The sequence below is a fragment of the Aurantimonas sp. C2-5-R2 genome, assembly GCF_036549495.1.
GTDB lineage: Bacteria > Pseudomonadota > Alphaproteobacteria > Rhizobiales > Rhizobiaceae > Aurantimonas > Aurantimonas coralicida_A.
In genome coordinates, this window is record NZ_JAZHLJ010000005.1 from 37021 (window position 1) to 53202 (window position 16182).

At 63.9% G+C, this 16182-nt stretch carries 16 protein-coding genes; 7 read left to right on the forward strand and 9 right to left on the reverse strand.

Annotated features, from left to right (window positions below; genetic code table 11):
- Positions 1 to 18: 18 nt before the first annotated feature.
- Together leuC and VQ044_RS03855 are read right to left on the reverse strand one after the other, a co-directional pair.
- Complete coding sequence (gene leuC, locus VQ044_RS03850) at positions 19 to 1419, reverse strand: 3-isopropylmalate dehydratase large subunit (RefSeq protein ID WP_327645339.1); 1401 nt, start codon at positions 1417 to 1419, stop codon at positions 19 to 21.
- A gap of 476 nt (positions 1420 to 1895) precedes the next feature.
- Positions 1896 to 2660 (reverse strand): transcriptional regulator, encoded by a 765-nt coding sequence (locus VQ044_RS03855; RefSeq protein WP_327622721.1) that lies wholly within the window; start codon positions 2658 to 2660, stop codon positions 1896 to 1898.
- A 326-nt stretch (positions 2661 to 2986) separates the two neighbouring features.
- Between VQ044_RS03855 and VQ044_RS03860 the strand changes: the two genes are divergently transcribed.
- The gene (locus tag VQ044_RS03860; protein WP_327622722.1) at positions 2987 to 3229 is read left to right on the forward strand and encodes a DUF2061 domain-containing protein; all 243 of its coding nucleotides are present in this window, start codon (positions 2987 to 2989) and stop codon (positions 3227 to 3229) included.
- Between the two features lie 135 nt (positions 3230 to 3364).
- Here the strand turns inward: VQ044_RS03860 and rplS are convergent, their stop codons facing one another.
- From rplS to ffh, 6 genes are all read right to left on the reverse strand, one after another.
- Entirely contained in the window at positions 3365 to 3823 is a 459-nt protein-coding gene (gene rplS, locus VQ044_RS03865; RefSeq protein ID WP_327622723.1) for a 50S ribosomal protein L19, read from the reverse strand.
- Between the two features lie 229 nt (positions 3824 to 4052).
- Positions 4053 to 4736 carry a tRNA (guanosine(37)-N1)-methyltransferase TrmD gene (trmD, locus tag VQ044_RS03870; RefSeq protein WP_327645342.1) on the reverse strand — a complete coding sequence of 228 codons (684 nt, stop codon included), beginning with the start codon at positions 4734 to 4736 and terminating at the stop codon, positions 4053 to 4055.
- Between the two features lie 7 nt (positions 4737 to 4743).
- On the reverse strand, positions 4744 to 5046 hold the full coding sequence (locus VQ044_RS03875; protein ID WP_327622725.1) for a putative quinol monooxygenase: 303 nt from the start codon (positions 5044 to 5046) through the stop codon (positions 4744 to 4746).
- A gap of 117 nt (positions 5047 to 5163) precedes the next feature.
- The gene (rimM, locus tag VQ044_RS03880) at positions 5164 to 5742 is read right to left on the reverse strand and encodes a ribosome maturation factor RimM (protein WP_327645345.1); all 579 of its coding nucleotides are present in this window, start codon (positions 5740 to 5742) and stop codon (positions 5164 to 5166) included.
- A 241-nt stretch (positions 5743 to 5983) separates the two neighbouring features.
- Positions 5984 to 6439 (reverse strand): 30S ribosomal protein S16, encoded by a 456-nt coding sequence (rpsP, locus tag VQ044_RS03885; protein WP_327645347.1) that lies wholly within the window; start codon positions 6437 to 6439, stop codon positions 5984 to 5986.
- Between the two features lie 98 nt (positions 6440 to 6537).
- Positions 6538 to 8085 carry a signal recognition particle protein gene (gene ffh / locus VQ044_RS03890; protein ID WP_327645350.1) on the reverse strand — a complete coding sequence of 516 codons (1548 nt, stop codon included), beginning with the start codon at positions 8083 to 8085 and terminating at the stop codon, positions 6538 to 6540.
- A 418-nt stretch (positions 8086 to 8503) separates the two neighbouring features.
- On the opposite strand from ffh, the gene VQ044_RS03895 reads away from it, so the two are divergent.
- From VQ044_RS03895 to ftsY, 6 genes are all read left to right on the forward strand, one after another.
- Positions 8504 to 9592, forward strand: a complete 1089-nt coding sequence (locus tag VQ044_RS03895) for an endonuclease/exonuclease/phosphatase family protein (protein ID WP_327645353.1) — start codon at positions 8504 to 8506, stop codon at positions 9590 to 9592.
- 192 nt (positions 9593 to 9784) lie between these two features.
- Entirely contained in the window at positions 9785 to 10384 is a 600-nt protein-coding gene (locus tag VQ044_RS03900; protein WP_327645499.1) for a DUF1236 domain-containing protein, read from the forward strand.
- A gap of 92 nt (positions 10385 to 10476) precedes the next feature.
- Entirely contained in the window at positions 10477 to 10857 is a 381-nt protein-coding gene (locus VQ044_RS03905; protein WP_327622731.1) for a hypothetical protein, read from the forward strand.
- A 186-nt stretch (positions 10858 to 11043) separates the two neighbouring features.
- Positions 11044 to 11958, forward strand: coding sequence for a diaminopimelate epimerase (gene dapF / locus VQ044_RS03910; RefSeq protein ID WP_327645355.1), 915 nt, complete (start codon positions 11044 to 11046; stop codon positions 11956 to 11958).
- On the forward strand, positions 11958 to 13259 hold the full coding sequence (mtaB, locus tag VQ044_RS03915; RefSeq protein ID WP_327645357.1) for a tRNA (N(6)-L-threonylcarbamoyladenosine(37)-C(2))-methylthiotransferase MtaB: 1302 nt from the start codon (positions 11958 to 11960) through the stop codon (positions 13257 to 13259). Before dapF ends, mtaB begins: the two co-directional genes overlap by 1 nt.
- The gene (gene ftsY, locus VQ044_RS03920; RefSeq protein WP_327645358.1) at positions 13252 to 15012 is read left to right on the forward strand and encodes a signal recognition particle-docking protein FtsY; all 1761 of its coding nucleotides are present in this window, start codon (positions 13252 to 13254) and stop codon (positions 15010 to 15012) included. Before mtaB ends, ftsY begins: the two co-directional genes overlap by 8 nt.
- Here the strand turns inward: ftsY and VQ044_RS03925 are convergent.
- Complete coding sequence (locus tag VQ044_RS03925; RefSeq protein WP_327645361.1) at positions 15009 to 15830, reverse strand: hypothetical protein; 822 nt, start codon at positions 15828 to 15830, stop codon at positions 15009 to 15011. The genes ftsY and VQ044_RS03925 overlap by 4 nt on opposite strands.
- Between the last annotated feature and the right edge of the window lie 352 nt (positions 15831 to 16182).

Below are 16182 nucleotides of genomic sequence, written 5' to 3' on the forward strand. Positions count from 1 at the left end.
CCCAGCGCCGGCCGATATCTATTTCCAGGTTCGGATGTCGACGAAACGACCGGCGATCGCCGCCGCCGCCGCCATCGCCGGCGACACCAGATGGGTGCGCCCCTTGGAGCCCTGACGGCCCTCGAAATTGCGGTTCGAGGTCGAGGCGCAACGCTCGTGCGGCTTCAGCCGGTCCTCGTTCATGCCGAGGCACATCGAGCAGCCGGGCTCGCGCCATTCGAAGCCGGCCGCCGTGAAGATCCGGTCGAGCCCTTCTTCCTCCGCCTGCGCCTTCACCAACCCCGAGCCGGGCACGATCATGCCAGAGACGCCCGTCGCCATACGGCGCCCTTCGACCACCTTGGCGACGGCCCGCAGATCCTCGATCCGGCCATTGGTGCAGGAGCCGATGAAGATCATGTCCACCGCGATATCGGTGATCTTCGTGCCGGGGGTCAGTCCCATATAGTCGAGAGCGCGCTGCTTCGACTTGCGCTTGTTTTCGTCCGGGATCGCCGCCGGGTCGGGCACGACGCCGTCGATGGAGACGACGTCCTCGGGCGACGAGCCCCAGGAGACGATCGGCGGCAAATTGGCCGCGTCGAGCCGCACCACCTTGTCGTAATGGGCGCCTTGGTCCGATGTCAGCGTCCGCCAATAGTCGACGGCCATCTTGAACGCCTCGCCCTTGGGCGCGCGCGGCTTGTCCTCGATATAGGCGAAGGTGGTCTCGTCCGGAGCGATGAGCCCGGCCCGCGCGCCGGCCTCGATCGACATGTTGCAGATCGTCATCCGCCCTTCCATCGACAGCGCGCGGATCGCCTCGCCGGCATATTCGATGACGTAGCCGGTGCCGCCCGCCGTGCCGATTTCGCCGATGATCGCCAGGATGATGTCCTTGGCGGTGACGCCGGCGGGAAGCTGGCCGTTCACCTCCACCAGCATGTTCTTGGCCTTGGACTGGATCAGCGTCTGGGTGGCCAGCACATGCTCGACTTCGGAGGTGCCGATGCCGTGCGCCAATGCACCGAAGGCGCCGTGGGTCGAGGTGTGGCTGTCACCGCAGACGATGGTCATGCCCGGCAGGGTGAAGCCCTGTTCGGGACCGATGATGTGGACGATGCCCTGCCGCCGGTCGACCTCGTTGAAATATTCGATGCCGAAATCGGCGGCGTTCCTCGCCAGCGCCTCGACCTGAATGCGGCTTTCCGGGTTGGCGATGCCGCGCGAGCGATCGGTCGTCGGCACGTTGTGGTCGACGACGGCGAGCGTCTTCTCCGGCTGACGCACCTTGCGGCCGGCGAGCCGCAGGCCCTCGAACGCCTGCGGGCTGGTGACCTCATGGACGAGATGGCGATCGATATAAAGGAGGCAGGTGCCGCCCTCCTGTTCCTCGACGAGATGTTCGTCCCAGATCTTGTCATATACAGTGCGCGCCATTGTAGGAATCACCAACTAATCAGTTATGTAGAAGTTATTTTCGCCGCGCAGGCACTCTTCTTTTAAAGTAGCGCCCGCTCGCCGACGGGAATCATCGCCCGTGCCGTAGACAGTTATTGTGTGACCACATTTGTCACATGTGACTTCCAGGCCCTCTACAGAGCCATGATCGCCGTCGAGACCTGCCTCCGACACAGTGCAGGTAACCTTTGCCATCTTTCTTCCTCCGCCATTCAGAGGAGAAGAAAGCCAAATTCGCACCCCGGTTGCAAGAGAGCTAACTGCTCTTCGCGATCAGCCGGTAGAAGAAGCGGCCAGGCAGGCGCGCATGGTCTGAGAGCTTGGCGAAGCCCTCGCTGGTCGGCAAATGCGCCCGTGCTTTCCGGTTCCGGACTCTTGTCATGGCCACGAAATAGCAATTGCCGGCTCAAGTGACAATCGGCGCGTTCGCCCGCGGCGCTCAAGCAGCGGCTCGGCTACTCCGGCACCACCAGATCCTCGATGAAGCGCGGGGTGTGCCGCGCCTCGAAATCGGCTTCGCGCACCAGCCCGTCGAAATGCCGGGTCAGCTCCATGACCTGCCGGCGCTCGCGAAAGGCGAGATAGAAGCGGCCGACATAAACCGCCGCCTGCAGCGGGCCGAAGATCGTCACCGGCGCGGAGAAGACCTTCTTGCGGTCGAAGAGATACAGCCGGAGCGAGGGATACAGTTCTTCGGTCAGCCGGGCCAGCCGCTCGAGCTGCGCCCGTCGCTCGGCTGACGGCAGGCCGCGCCAATAGCCCTCGCCGGCCGCGAAACTCTCCAGCGCATCGATCGGCATGGCGATCTCGTAATCGGTATCCGGCGCTCGGAGATAGGCAAGCCGGTCGCGCATGTCGGCGATCGCCTGGTCGGACGTGCGGCCGAGGAAATCGCCATATTCGAAACGCAGCACCGATTCCGACTTCAGCATATCCGGCAAGGTCGCCGGAACGTGCCGGATCTTGTAGCCGCGCGCCTCCTCGTGCCAGCGATAGATCGACTTGTCGGAGGGCGCCCGCGCCGCTTCCTCGATACGCATCGCCACCTGCAGGACATCGGCGCTGCGCTCGCGCCGGTCGGTGAGCCCCAGCAGCCAGTCGCAGGACACCCCGAGCGCGGTCGCGCATTCCGCCGCGAATTGCGCGTTGGGCAGCCGGCCCTCGTCGGACGACAGAATCAGCGAGACGGTCGAGCGATCTGCCCCGGTCGCACGTGCCAACGCACTCTTCGACATCGCCGCCGAGGTCATGGCAGAGCCCAGGCGTTCGCGGAAAAGGCGGGATCTTTGTCGTTTATCCATGATTGTTGATAATTGTCATAGTTCACGAAGAAAATCTACATTTGTGAATCAAACCATGAGAATTCACAGAATTCCCGTGAGTGGCTGAAAAGCCTATGGTCGTCACATTCCCTCCCAGGGCGCCGACTTTCCACCTGCCTCCCAAGCTGGCGTCGGCGCCCCTGGACTTCGACAAACAATCGAATCTGCCCATCGGTGCGACGCATCGCGACGGACGGATTCGCCTCGGCCAATGGAGATTTTCGATGGAAACCCGCGTACGGAGCCTGGTGAAAGCCGCGTCCTGGCAGCTTCTCGGCCTCGTGACCATGTCGATTCTGGGGTTTCTGTTTACCGGCTCGCTCACTTCGGGCAGCGCTCTGGCCGCCGCATCGGGCCTGCTCGGCTTCTTCACCTATCTGGCGCACGAGCGGGTGTGGGCCGGTGTTCGATGGGGTTGGGTCTCGGCGACCGGCACGATCCGCGAGGCGGCGACCCTCGATCGTTAAATGCGCGGCGAGGGCGCTCCGGGTCGATGCTGGAAACTCCGTCCGCCGGGGCTCCGAGGAATTTCATTCCCCAAACACAAGAAAGCGGCCCCAGAGGGACCGCTTTTCCAAATTCTGTCCGACCGAGAGGTCGGCTTATTCGGCGGCGTCCTTGGCCGCCTGCTTCTCGGCCTTCGCCTTGTCGCGCTCGGCGACGGCGATCTGACGGGCGTCGTCGTTCAGCTTGCGGGCGCGCACATTGGTCGCCTCGACGATACGGGCCGACTTGCCGCGGCGATCGCGCAGATAATAGAGCTTGGCCCGCCGTACCTTACCGCGCCGCACGATCTCGACCGAATCGAGCTGCGGCGAATAGAGCGGGAAGACGCGCTCGACGCCTTCGCCATAGGAAATCTTGCGGACCGTGAAGTTTTCCTGGATGCCCGCGCCCGACCGCGCGATGCAGACGCCTTCATAGGCCTGGACACGCGTGCGCGTGCCCTCGGTGACCTTGACGTTGACGCGCAGCGTGTCGCCGGCGGAAAATTCCGGAAGGGTACGGATCGCGTTGATACGCTCGGCCTCGGCGGCATCGAGTTCGGAGATAATGTTCATGGCATAGCCTCAATTCGTTTCATGCCGGAAAAGTTAGTCTCAGCCGACATGGCCGCGGGTACGGTCAAGTTATTCTGAGGAAATCGGTGTCGCCCATACACCGCTTTGCCGCCTTTGTCACTATCCCGCGTCGACATCCGACACTAGTTTTGCAAGGACCAAGGCGCCAGCGGCAGTCGCGGCGGTTCGATATATGCCCGAACGGTGCGGCAGAGTCGATCAAGCAACGTCAGTCGTCGAGCAAATCCGGTCGTCGCGCGCGGGTGATCCGTTCCGCTTCAGCCTCCCGCCAGCGTTCGACCGCCCCGTGGTCGCCCGACGTCAGGACATCGGGGATCGTGCGCCCCTCCCATTCCGCCGGCCGGGTATAATGGGGATGTTCGAGGAGACCCGTTTCGAAGCTTTCCGTCTCGCCCGATTGGGCATTGCCCATGACGCCTGGCAACAGCCGGACCACGGCGTCGAGCAGCACCATCGCCGCCACCTCGCCGCCCGACAGGACATAGTCACCAATCGAGACCTCCTCGAGGTCACGCGCCGCGATCACCCGTTCGTCGACCCCCTCGAAACGTCCACAGACGATCACGGCGCCTTCGCCGGCGGCGAGCTCGCGCACACGCGCCTGGGTCAGCGGCTTGCCACGCGGGCTCATCAAGAGCCGCGGGCGTGTGTCGCCCGCAGGCGAGGCCGAATCGATCGCGTTGGCCAGCACATCGGCGCGCATCACCATGCCGGCGCCGCCACCGGACGGCGTGTCGTCGACCATGCGATGTCGACCGACGCCGAAGTCGCGAATCTGCACCGTCTCCAGCGAGAAATCGCCGCGTGCGAGCGCCCTGCCGGCCAGCGAGACGCCGAGCGGTCCGGGAAACATCTCCGGATAGAGCGTGAGGACGGAGGCGCGGAAGCTCATGATCGGATCAGGCGAGCGGCTCGCTCTTGGCGACCTCGATGATCTTCAGATCGCGCCCGAGCACCTCGACCTCGCTCAGCGCCGCCCGCCAGGCCGCGATGTGGTCGGACTGGGCGTGGCGCGTCAGATCGGCCCGGCTTTCCCACTCCTCGTAAATCCGCACCAGACCCGGCTCGGTCAGATCCTCCGCGAAGGAATAGACGAGACAGCCGGGCTCGGCGCGGGTCGCGGCGATGGTGGCGTTCGCCTTGCCACGCAAGCGCTCCAGATCGGCGGCATGAAGACGCTGGGTTCCGGCGACGATAATCATGAGGCGCTCCTTTCGGTGGCAGCGGGATCAGAGATCCGCGCCGCGGGCAAGACAAGGGATCGGTTACGCGCCACAAGGCGCGGAGTAAACCGACGGGGACGACGCCGGAGCCGGACGTCAGTCGTCGTCCGCCGGTAGCTCTGGCGCACCGTCTGGCTCATCTGTCTCGGCCTCGGCAAGCCCGGCGGCGAAGGGTTCGACGATCATCACGCCGCGATCCGCGTCGATCTGCGGAACCGCCGCCTCTGAAAACGGGATCATCACGGTCTGGCCTTCCGGCGGCTTGATCTCGACGATGTCGCCGGCGCCGAAATCGTGGAACGCCACGACCGTGCCGACGGCGACGCCCGCCACCGTCTCCACGGCGAGGCCGACGAGGTCGCCCAGATAGAACTCGTCCGACTCCTCCGGCTCCGGCAAAGCGGATCGATCGATGAAGAGTTCACGGCCGTTCAGCCGCTCGGCGTGGTTACGATCCTCCACCTCGGCAAAGCGGACGACGACGACGTTCTTCTGAAGGCGGGCACTCTTCACAGTGTAGCGGTTGCCAGCAGTGTCGAAGAGCGGCCCATAGGCGCCGAGCTCGACGGGGCTCTCGGTAAACGAGCGGACGCGGCATTCGCCCTTCAGTCCGTGCGCGCCGCCGACGACGCCGAGCAGGACGGGATTTTCCGGTTTGGTTTGGTTTTGCGGCACGACGTTGCAATCCAGCGAGCGGAGAAAAGCGGCTTGTTGGCGCCTCACAGGGAGGGTCTTACGCCAACGGATACGGCGATGACACCCTTGCGCCCCCCAGCAACGACCTCTTGAGGCCATCGGACAGGGCGGAGGCGCCTGGACAAGGTCAATAGCTCGATGAGAGCCGCGCCCCATCACACGAACGGCGCCAAATGGCGCCGTTCGTCACTCTCGTTATCGCGGATGCGAACTGAGCGCCTTATTCGGCCGACGCGGTCTCGGTGTCTTCAACCGGAGCGTCCTCAGCCAGGGTCTCTTCGGCCGGCGCGTTCTTGGCCGCCTCAGCGTCCGCGGCGGCCTGCTCGGCCGCTGCCTTGGCATCCTCCTCGCGCTGCGCACGCTCGGCTACGCGCTCCTGCGCCTTCTTGCCCGGCTTGCCCTTCACCGGATTGGCGCGGGCGGGACGGCTGAGAATGCCGGCCTTGTCGAGGAAGCGCATCACGCGGTCGGTCGGCTGGGCACCCTCGCTCAGCCAGTGCTTGATGCGCTCTTCGTTCAGCGTGACACGCTCGACGTCCTTCGGCAGCATCGGGTTCCAAGAGCCAATCTGCTCGACGAACCGGCCGTCACGCGGGCTTCGGGCGTCGGCGACGACGACATGGTAATAAGGCCGCTTCTTCGAACCGGCACGGGCAAGACGCATTTTCAGGGGCATCGGGAATCTTCCTTCTTTTTTATGTCGGCATTCCTATCGGGTGCCGGATTTTCGTGTTGGTCAGGGTTCATATCGCCGTGGCCAGGCCACGGCCGCTGCTACTTCTTCTTGCCCGTCAGGCCGGGAAGCCCCGGCAGTCCGCCAGGCCCCCCGAGACCGGGCGGAAGTCCTTGAGAAAGCCCCGGCATGCCACCGCCCTGCGCGGCCTTCGCCATCGCTTCGAGCTGTTTGGGATCCATCTTCGACAGGTCCGGCATGCCGCCGGGCATACCGCCCATGCCACCGGGACCCCCGAGGCCCATCTTGCCGGCAAGGCCGCCCATCATCTTGCCCATCATGCCGCCCTTGCCCTTGCCCATCGACTTCATGACGTCGGCCATCTGGCGGTGCATCTTCAAGAGCTTGTTGATCTCGGCGGACGAGGTGCCGGAGCCGGCTGCGATGCGCTTCTTGCGGCTGTGCTTGAGGATGTCGGGGCGGGCGCGCTCGGCCGGGGTCATCGACGAAATCACGGCGAGCTGACGCTTCAACATCTTATCGTCGAGACCGGCGGACGCCATCTGGTCCTTCATCTTCCCCATGCCGGGCATCAGACCCATCATGCCGCCCATGCCGCCCATCTTCTGCATCTGACCGATCTGCTCGGCGAGGTCGTTCAGGTCGAACTTGCCCGACTGCATCTTCTTGGCCATCGCTGCGGCTTTTTCCGCGTCGATGTTCTCGGCCGCCTTTTCGACGAGGCTGACGATGTCGCCCATGCCGAGGATGCGATCGGCGATGCGCGAGGGATGGAAATCCTCCAGCGCATCCATCTTCTCACCGGTGCCGATCAGCTTGATCGGCTTGCCCGTAACCGCGCGCATGGACAGCGCCGCGCCGCCGCGCCCGTCACCATCGACGCGCGTGAGAACGATGCCGGTGATGCCGACGCGCTCGTCGAAAGAACGGGCGAGATTGACCGCGTCCTGGCCGGTCAGGGAGTCGGCGACGAGCAGGATCTCGTGCGGCGTCGCCCGCGCCTTGATCTCCGCCATCTCGACCATCAGCGGCTCGTCGATATGGGTGCGGCCGGCGGTGTCGAGAATGACGACGTCGTAACCGCCGAGCTTGCCGGCCTGATGGGCTCTGGCAGCGATTTCCACCGGTCCCTGCCCGGCAATGATCGGCAGCGTGGCGACGCCGGTCTGCTCGCCGAGAATCTTCAATTGCTCCTGCGCGGCCGGACGACGCGTGTCGAGCGAGGCCATCAGCACCTTCTTGCGCTGGCGCTCGGTCATGCGCTTGGCGATCTTGCCGGTGGTCGTGGTCTTGCCCGAGCCCTGCAGGCCGACCATCATCACGACGACCGGTGCCGGCGCGTTGAGATCGATCGGAACCTGGTCCCGGCCGAGCATCTCGATCAGCTCGTCATGGACGATCTTGACGACCATCTGGCCGGGCTTGATCGATTTCAGGATCTCGGCGCCGACAGCCTTTTCACGCACCCGGTCGGTAAAGCCGCGCACCACTTCCAGCGCGACGTCGGCTTCGAGCAGCGCCCGACGGACCTCGCGCAGCGCCGCACCCACATCCTTGTCGGAGAGCGCGCCGCGGCCGGTGAGACCGTTCAGGATGGACCCGAGGCGGTCCTGGAGCGAGTCGAACATCAAGCTTCCTTCCGTCCTTCCGAATTGCCCCGGAAGGTGGTGCGCATCCCCAAGGACCGCAAACCCCTCATGCCCGGAGCAAACGATGCTCAAAGCATGATCGCATCCGCGGGCGAAACTCGCTGGCGGATGGGGACCTCCATGCGGCTCCAAGAGGAGGGGCATGGTCGGCGGGTCGCGGACGGAATGTCGCGGATTTGGCCGGCAACAACACCAATGCGCTCGAATTGTCAAATCCGATGGCTGGGAAAGCGGCCAGAGTCGCCGCGTGCGCGCGGTTTGGAAGGCGATCCCGCGGAACCCGCTGTCAGCAGGCAGAACGCCTGTGGCCTTGTTCTGCGCCGCTTGCGATACAATTGCTCGACCAAGGTCGACCTGCCCCGGCTCTCGAACTGATCACTCCAACGGCGTTGAACTCATGACCGCTGCCATAATCCTGACCGCAGTCACGGTGTTTCTGCTCTTCGCGACCGGCATCTCCTTCGCCCGTATCGCGCACGGTTTCGTCCGGGTTTTCGCCTTTCCCCGGCTGCAATTTCTCGCCCTGACGCTGGTCCTCGTGCCGCTGACCGTCTGGCTTGTTGCGCCCGCCATGTGGATGTGGAGCCTGCTTGCCGGACAAGCCATCGTTCTCGTCGTGCAGGCGGTTTCGATCGCGCAGTTCACGCCGCTGCGCAAGCGCCAGTCCCAACGCTACGAGGGGGACCCGAACGGCAAGAACACCGTGTCGGTCCTTTCCTACAACGTCAAGATGTCCAACCGCGACTATGACAGGGCAATCGAGCTGGTTCGCGATGCCGATCCGGATATCGCGATCTTCATGGAGACCGACGGAAATTGGGCGGAGGCTCTCAAGCCTCTCTCGGAAGGCAGGCCGCATGGTGTCTCGCATCCGCTGGAGAACTCCTACGGCATGGTTCTCATGTCCCGCCACGATTTGCGGGATACCAAAGTGCAATATCTCGTCATGGAGGGTGTGCCCTCGATCATCACGACCGTCGTCCTGCCGGACGATCAATCCCTTCGTCTTTTCTGCGTCCATCCCGAGCCGCCAGTCCCCCATGTGGATTCAGCCGGCCGCGACGCGGAGCTGGTCACGGTTGCCAAGCTTGCCCTCGAAGATCCGATGCCGGCCATCGTCTGTGGCGATCTCAACGACGTCGCATGGTCCCACACGACACGCCTGTTCCAACGCATATCGCGGCTGCTTGATCCGCGTGTCGGCCGGGGATTTTACAACACCTTCGACACGCGCTTCTGGTTTATGCGATGGCCGCTCGATCACCTTTTTCACGATGCCCGCCTCCATCTGATCGCGATGAAGCGCCTGCCGGACATCGGCTCCGACCACTACCCGATGTATTTCAAGTTGGCCCTGACGGCATCCGCCGACGAAGCCGAGCTGCCTGAAGCCGCCGATGCCACGGATCGCGAGGAATGCGCCGAGATCGAGCGGGATGCGCGCGAGGTCGACCGGGACGCCATTGGGACTGACTGGGAAAAGTAGGAGGATCCAGGCTGAATCCTCGCCTCTCTCGCTGAGCAACGAAAAATAGTTGCGCAACGCAGCTGTTAGTCAGGAACAATTATCAACCTGTGACATTTTGAGGAGCGAAGGGCTTTTCTCGTTGGGATTAACTTTATGAAACTTCGGAACATTCTCGCAGCTGGTGCCGCTACAGCTATCGCTGCAACGGCTATGCCAGCGTTTGCTCAGACGGTTGTCAAAGCAACGACCGACCTGAACGTCCGCGCTGGCCCAGGACCGAACTACGAGATCGTTGGCGTGATTGCGAATGAGGGCAATGCCACGGTCGAGGGCTGCATCGAAGGCGGTTCCTGGTGCAAGGTGACCGTCGACGGCCAGGAGGGCTGGGCTTATTCCGACTATCTGACCGCCGACATGTCGGGTGAGCAGATAGTCGTTACGACCCGCCGGCAGGAACTGGCAGTTCCGGTGGCAACCTACGAAAACGATGCGGGTGGCGGGCTCGCCGGCGCAACGACGGGCGCCGTCGCGGGAGCCATCGTAGGCGGCCCGATCGGCGCGGCGATCGGCGGAGCGGCGGGTCTTGCCGCGGGCGCTGTCATCGACCCACCCGAAACCGCCGTATCCTATGTCCGCTCGAACCAGGTCGATCCTGTCTATCTCGAGGGCGAAGCCGTCGTCGGCGCCAGCCTTCCCGAGACGGTCGAACTTCGGGAGATTCCGGATTACGAGTACCGCTACGTCTATGTGAACGGACAGCCGGTGCTCGTCGAAGCCAGTACGCGTAAGGTCGTCTACGTCGTCCGCTGACGGCCGTCGCGCATCACGGGAGCGCCGGAAAAACCGGCGCTCCTCCCTCGCCCGGCACGCAGAAGCGCCGGCGCCTCGAAAGGAGCACATCCATGTCCGACCCGCGCGACGTCCCACCTCCGGTGGGCACCCCCCCTTCCCGGGAGGACCGCACCGTCATCGTCAACAACGATCGCGTCGACGGTCCTAGGGGCGGCGGCAGCGGCGGCATGATCGCCGCCGCAGTTCTCATTCTCGTTCTTCTCATCGGTGCCTTCTTCCTGTTTGGCGACGGCCTGTCTGGCGGCGGAGACGCGGGCGACAGCAGCACCAGCGTCACCGTCGACACGCCGGACGTGAACGTCGAGGCACCCGCCGCTGAGAGCAACGCGGCCCCGGCCGCATCCGAGGCTCCGGCCGCCGCTCCTGAAGCTCCGGCCGAGACGACGGCGCCGGAAGCCCCCGCGGCCACCGAGCCCGCACCGGCCAACTAAGAGCGAAACGGGCGGCTTCTCGGCGCGCAACTCGCGAGACCGAACTGGGCGTGATGGCGGACAGTCGTTCTACCGTCACGTCCCACCGCCCGTATTCGGCACGAGGAGGCCTCCAACGCCTCTGGCCGCGTGGCCTACCCACGCGGCCTCCTTTCATTTGCCACCATGATCGGCCATATAGCCGCCATGACCGAGAGCGCAGGCACCGCCGCTGAGACCGCCATCGCCTTCGCGCGGATGAACGGGCTTGGCAACGAGATCATCGTCGCCGATCTGCGCGGCACGAATGCCCGCATTTCGGCAGATGGCGCGCGTGCGCTGGCCACGGACCCTGCGACCCGCTTCGACCAGATCATGGCGATCCATGATCCCAAGACCCACGGCACCGATGCCTATATCCGGATCATCAATCGCGATGGCTCCGAGGCGGAAGCCTGCGGCAACGGCACCCGCTGCGTCGCCCAGGCGCTCGGCGTCGAGACCGGCCGCACCGATTTCACCTTCGAGACCCGCGCCGGCATCCTGACCGCGAACGAACGGGCCGACGGCCTGATTTCCGTCGACATGGGCAAGCCACGCTTTGGCTGGCAGGAGATTCCGCTGGCCGAGGAGTTCCACGATACCCGCGCCATCGAATTGCAGATCGGACCGATCGACGCGCCGGTGCTGCATTCGCCGTCCGTTGCCTCGATGGGCAATCCGCATGCGATCTTCTGGGTCGATCGCGACGTGTGGAGCTACGACCTCGACCGCTTCGGCCCGATCCTCGAAAACCATCCGATCTTTCCTGAACGGGCCAATATCTCGATCGCCCAGGTGTTGAGCCCGGAGGCGTTGACACTGCGGACCTGGGAGCGCGGCGTCGGCCTGACGCAGGCCTGCGGCTCGGCCGCCTGCGCCGCCGCCGTCTCGGCCGCGCGGACACAGCGGACCGGCCGGACGGTGACCGTCACCGTGCCGGGCGGCGACCTCCTGCTCGAATGGCGCGACGACGACCATGTCGTCATGACCGGCCCCGCGACATGGGAATGGTCGGGCCACCTCGACCCGGCGACGGGCGCGTATGTCCGCGACGACCAGACCGCTGCGGAACCCGCCTGATGGGCGTCGACGTCGTTTCCTTCGGCTGCCGGCTGAACACTTACGAGGCCGAAGTGATGAAGCGCGAGGCGCTAGCCGCCGGTCTCGGCGAGGACGGCGCGGGGGCGATCGTCTTCAACACTTGCGCCGTCACCGCCGAGGCGGTGCGCCAGGCGCGCCAGCAAATCCGTCGGGCCCGGCGCGACAACCCCCAGGCCCGCATCGTCGTCACCGGCTGCGCGGCACAGACCGAACCCGGCCGTTTCGCCGAGATGAGCGAAGTCGACGCGGTGATCGGCAATGACGACAAGCTTGCTGCCGCATCCTATCGCGCCCTTCCGGATTTCGGCGTGGCGAAGGACGAGAAAATCCGCGTCAACGACATCATGAGCGTCACCGAGACCGCCGGCCACATGGTCGACGCGATCGAGGGCCGTGCGCGCGCCATCGTCCAGGTCCAGAATGGCTGCGACCATCGCTGCACCTTCTGCATCATCCCCTTCGGACGCGGCAATTCGCGCTCGGTGCCGATGGGCGCGACCGTCGATCAGGTCAAGCGCCTCGTCGCCGGCGGCTATAACGAGATCGTCCTGTCGGGCGTCGACATGACCAGCTGGGGCGCCGACCTGCCCGGCCAGCCAAGGCTCGGCGACCTCGTCCAGGCGATCCTGCGCCATGCGCCGGATCTGATGCGCCTGCGGCTCTCCTCGATCGATTCCATCGAAGCGGACCCGGCGCTGATCGAGGCGATCGGCTCGGAAAAGCGACTGATGCCGCATCTGCATCTCTCGCTACAGGCCGGCGACGACATGATCCTGAAACGGATGAAGCGCCGCCACAACCGCGACGACGCGATCCGGTTCTGCGAAGACATGCGGGCGGCGCGGCCGGACATCGTCTATGGCGCCGACATCATCGCGGGTTTTCCGACCGAGACCGACGCCATGTTCGAGAACTCGCTGAAACTGGTCGAGGAATGCGGGCTGACCCACCTCCACGTCTTCCCGTTCTCGCCGCGCGAGGGCACGCCGGCAGCGCGCATGCCGCAATTGCCCCGTCCGATCGTCAAGGAACGCGCGGCGCGGCTGCGCGAGGCTGGCGAAGCAGCCCATACCGCGCACCTGACCCGCCTGGTCGGCACGGTGCAAAGCGTGCTCGTCGAACGCGACCGCATCGGCCGCTGCGAGGATTTTACCGTCTGTCACGTCGACGCTGGGCTCCCCGGCGAGATCGTCGACACTATCATTGTCGAGGAACGTGGCGGCCAGATTTTCGCCCGTGCCCTCCCGATTATCGAAGAGAACCGACGTAACCATGGTTGAGCAAAAAGGCTTTTTCCGGCGCATCTTTTCCTTCGGCTCCGACCGAGAGGAAGATCGCGTGCCGGAGAATGGTGAGCTACCGCGCCCCTCCGACACCGAAGTCGGTCGTGCTGGATCGCCGGACCCGGACATGCATCCGGAGGCAGCAGCCAGCTCGGTCGCCGACAGCGAGGCCGGCGCCTCGGTGGAGGATGGCGGCGGCATCACGCCGCTGGCCGAAGTCGCGGGAACGCGTGCGTCGGGCGAGTCTGGCGACGATACAGTCACCCGCCAGACGGATACGGCTCAAAAAAAAAGCGCTGAAATCCTCCTAGACCGACAGGAACCGCAGCAAGCGGAATTCGATAGCCCGGACGAGACGGTGGATTTTTCATGGCTCGAGGCGCCGGAGCCGGAAGAAACGACATCGGAAAGCCCCGACTTTTCGTTTCTGGAAGAGCCGATTCTTCCCGAGGACGAGACGCCGCCGCCCGTCGCGGGCGAACGGCGGGAATCCTCCGAGGCCGCCGACGCGGCGGCCCCCGTCGTCGGGCCGGCCTCCGAAGACGATCATCTCGATGGGCATCTCGACGGGCAGGGCGACGATCTGCCCGACGAGGAGGCGGACTTTTCCTGGCTCGACCAGGACCTGTCGGCGGACGACGAAGACGACGCGCTTGATACGGCGGAACGGATCGATCCCGCTTTCGACGAGGTCCCCGACGGCGCCGCCGATCACCCGCTTCGCGAGACGGCATCGCAGCCTGCGATCGCCCGCCCGCCGCTAGATCCCGACGCCGGCTTCCGGCTTCGCGAGCAGGCGGCGCCAGCCGCGCTAAACCCCGAGGTACCGGCACCCTGGCTGCAACGCTTGCGCCAGGGGCTGTCGCGCTCGTCCAACCAACTCTCCGGCTCGATCGGCTCGATTTTCACCAAGCGCCGCCTCGACGAGGACACGCTACAGGATTTCGAGGACGTGCTGATCCAGGCCGATCTCGGCGTCGAGACGGCGCTGCGCATCACCGACCGCCTGTCGGAAGGCCGCTTCGGCCGCGAGATCGGCGGTGAGGAAGTTCGCTCGATCCTCGCCGACGAAATCGAGAAGACGCTGGCCCCAGTGGCGATACCGCTGGAACTCGATCTGGAAAAGAAGCCGCACGTCATTCTCGTGGTCGGCGTCAACGGCACCGGCAAGACCACGACGATCGGCAAGCTCACGGCGAAACTTTCCCGCGCCGGGCTCAAGGTGACGCTGTGCGCCGGCGACACCTTTCGCGCCGCCGCCGTCGAGCAATTGAAGATCTGGGGCGAGCGCACCGACTCGGAGGTCGTCGCCAAGCAGATCGGCGCCGATGCGGCGGGGCTGGCCTTCGAGGCCTATGACCGGGCGGTCGAGAACGATTCCGACGTGTTGATCATCGACACGGCGGGGCGGCTGCAGAACAAGACCGAACTGATGGCAGAGCTGGAAAAGATCATCCGTGTCCTCGGCAAGCGCGAGCCCGACGCGCCGCACACCGTGCTGTTGACCCTCGACGCGACCACCGGCCAGAACGCCCTCAACCAGGTCGAGATTTTCCGCAACGTCGCCGGCGTCAACGGGCTGGTAATGACCAAGCTCGACGGCACGGCGCGCGGCGGTATCCTCGTCGCCATCGCCGCCAAGCACAAGCTGCCGGTCTATTTCGTCGGCGTCGGCGAGGGCATCGACGATCTCGAACCGTTCAAGGCCAAGGATTTCGCCAGTGCCATCGCGGGGACGAGCGTTAATTAGAAGGGAATCTCGTCGTCTAAGTCCCTTAAACCCTCGGCTCCCCTCCCGCTCGGGCTTTTCTGCTCCTCCTCAAAAATAAACTGCGCGCGATTCCCCTCGACGTACGCCCATCCTTCTTCAGTAATAAAGTAACGCGTATGAGGTTCATTGTCGTACTGTGAATGCACCTCCTCCGCATGAATAAGTCCGTGCGCCTTTAGTTTTCGCAATGTCAGATTTGACGCAAGATCATTGAATCCCGATGACTGCATCTGGCTTTTGAATTCGTAGGCGCTCAGGCCTTCTTCAGACGGGAACGCAGACGCAACAATCGCGAGTGCGGCAAGCTCAAAATCTGTCAAGCTCCTCCCCGAGGACGGGGGAGTCCGATCCTGAAGCGTTTTCTGAATTTCCTGGCGCCTTTCGCCGCGACTGACAATGCCGACGATACGGTCCACGATCTTTTTCTCAAGCTCTTGCCAATCCCTAGCCGATTGAGAGTAATACTCGATAATGGATCGATGTTGAATATCGAAGGGAAATTTGCTCTTCTGCGCCATTCGCTCCCGCGAACATACGAAGCAGATTTCCTTCCCGACGGCTATCCCATACCCAACTTCAAACCAGACGTTCGGATTGTCTTCGCTGATGTCCGCGAATAGGAAGGCTGAGCTTTTTATTCCAGATTCAATGTCGTCAATAGGGATAGAAACTGCAGGATCGCGGTCCACGCGGTACGCTTCGAAGCCGGCTCGCTCGATGGCAGGTTTGTATGTGTCGTCGAACCTCCTGTCGTAAGGGTCGTGAAACGGTTGAGCGACAAATACTCGCTTGTTCATCAGGGGTACGACCACTTGATTTCAATATTCTGACAATCGATACCCAGAATGTACGCCAATGCAAATTTCATTGCGTTCTGAGACATAGGCCGGAGACGACCTCGACCACTTTTTCTGCTGACGCGGATATTCAAAGTGAGTGTCGAAAAAGGACGAAAACGTGAAGCGCCGGTAAGTGTTCCGGCCACATTATCATGCTTCTCCGCTCATCTACCCAGCAAAGTGCCGGAATTTTGATGGAGAGCGTGCGAGTCCAATGGGGCATTGGCAGTCTAGCAATTGTCCAAACCCGTCTTGCTTGTTAGGCCGGCTAAAGCGCCTTAAGATAATGATGTCATGAGGAATTCGAGTT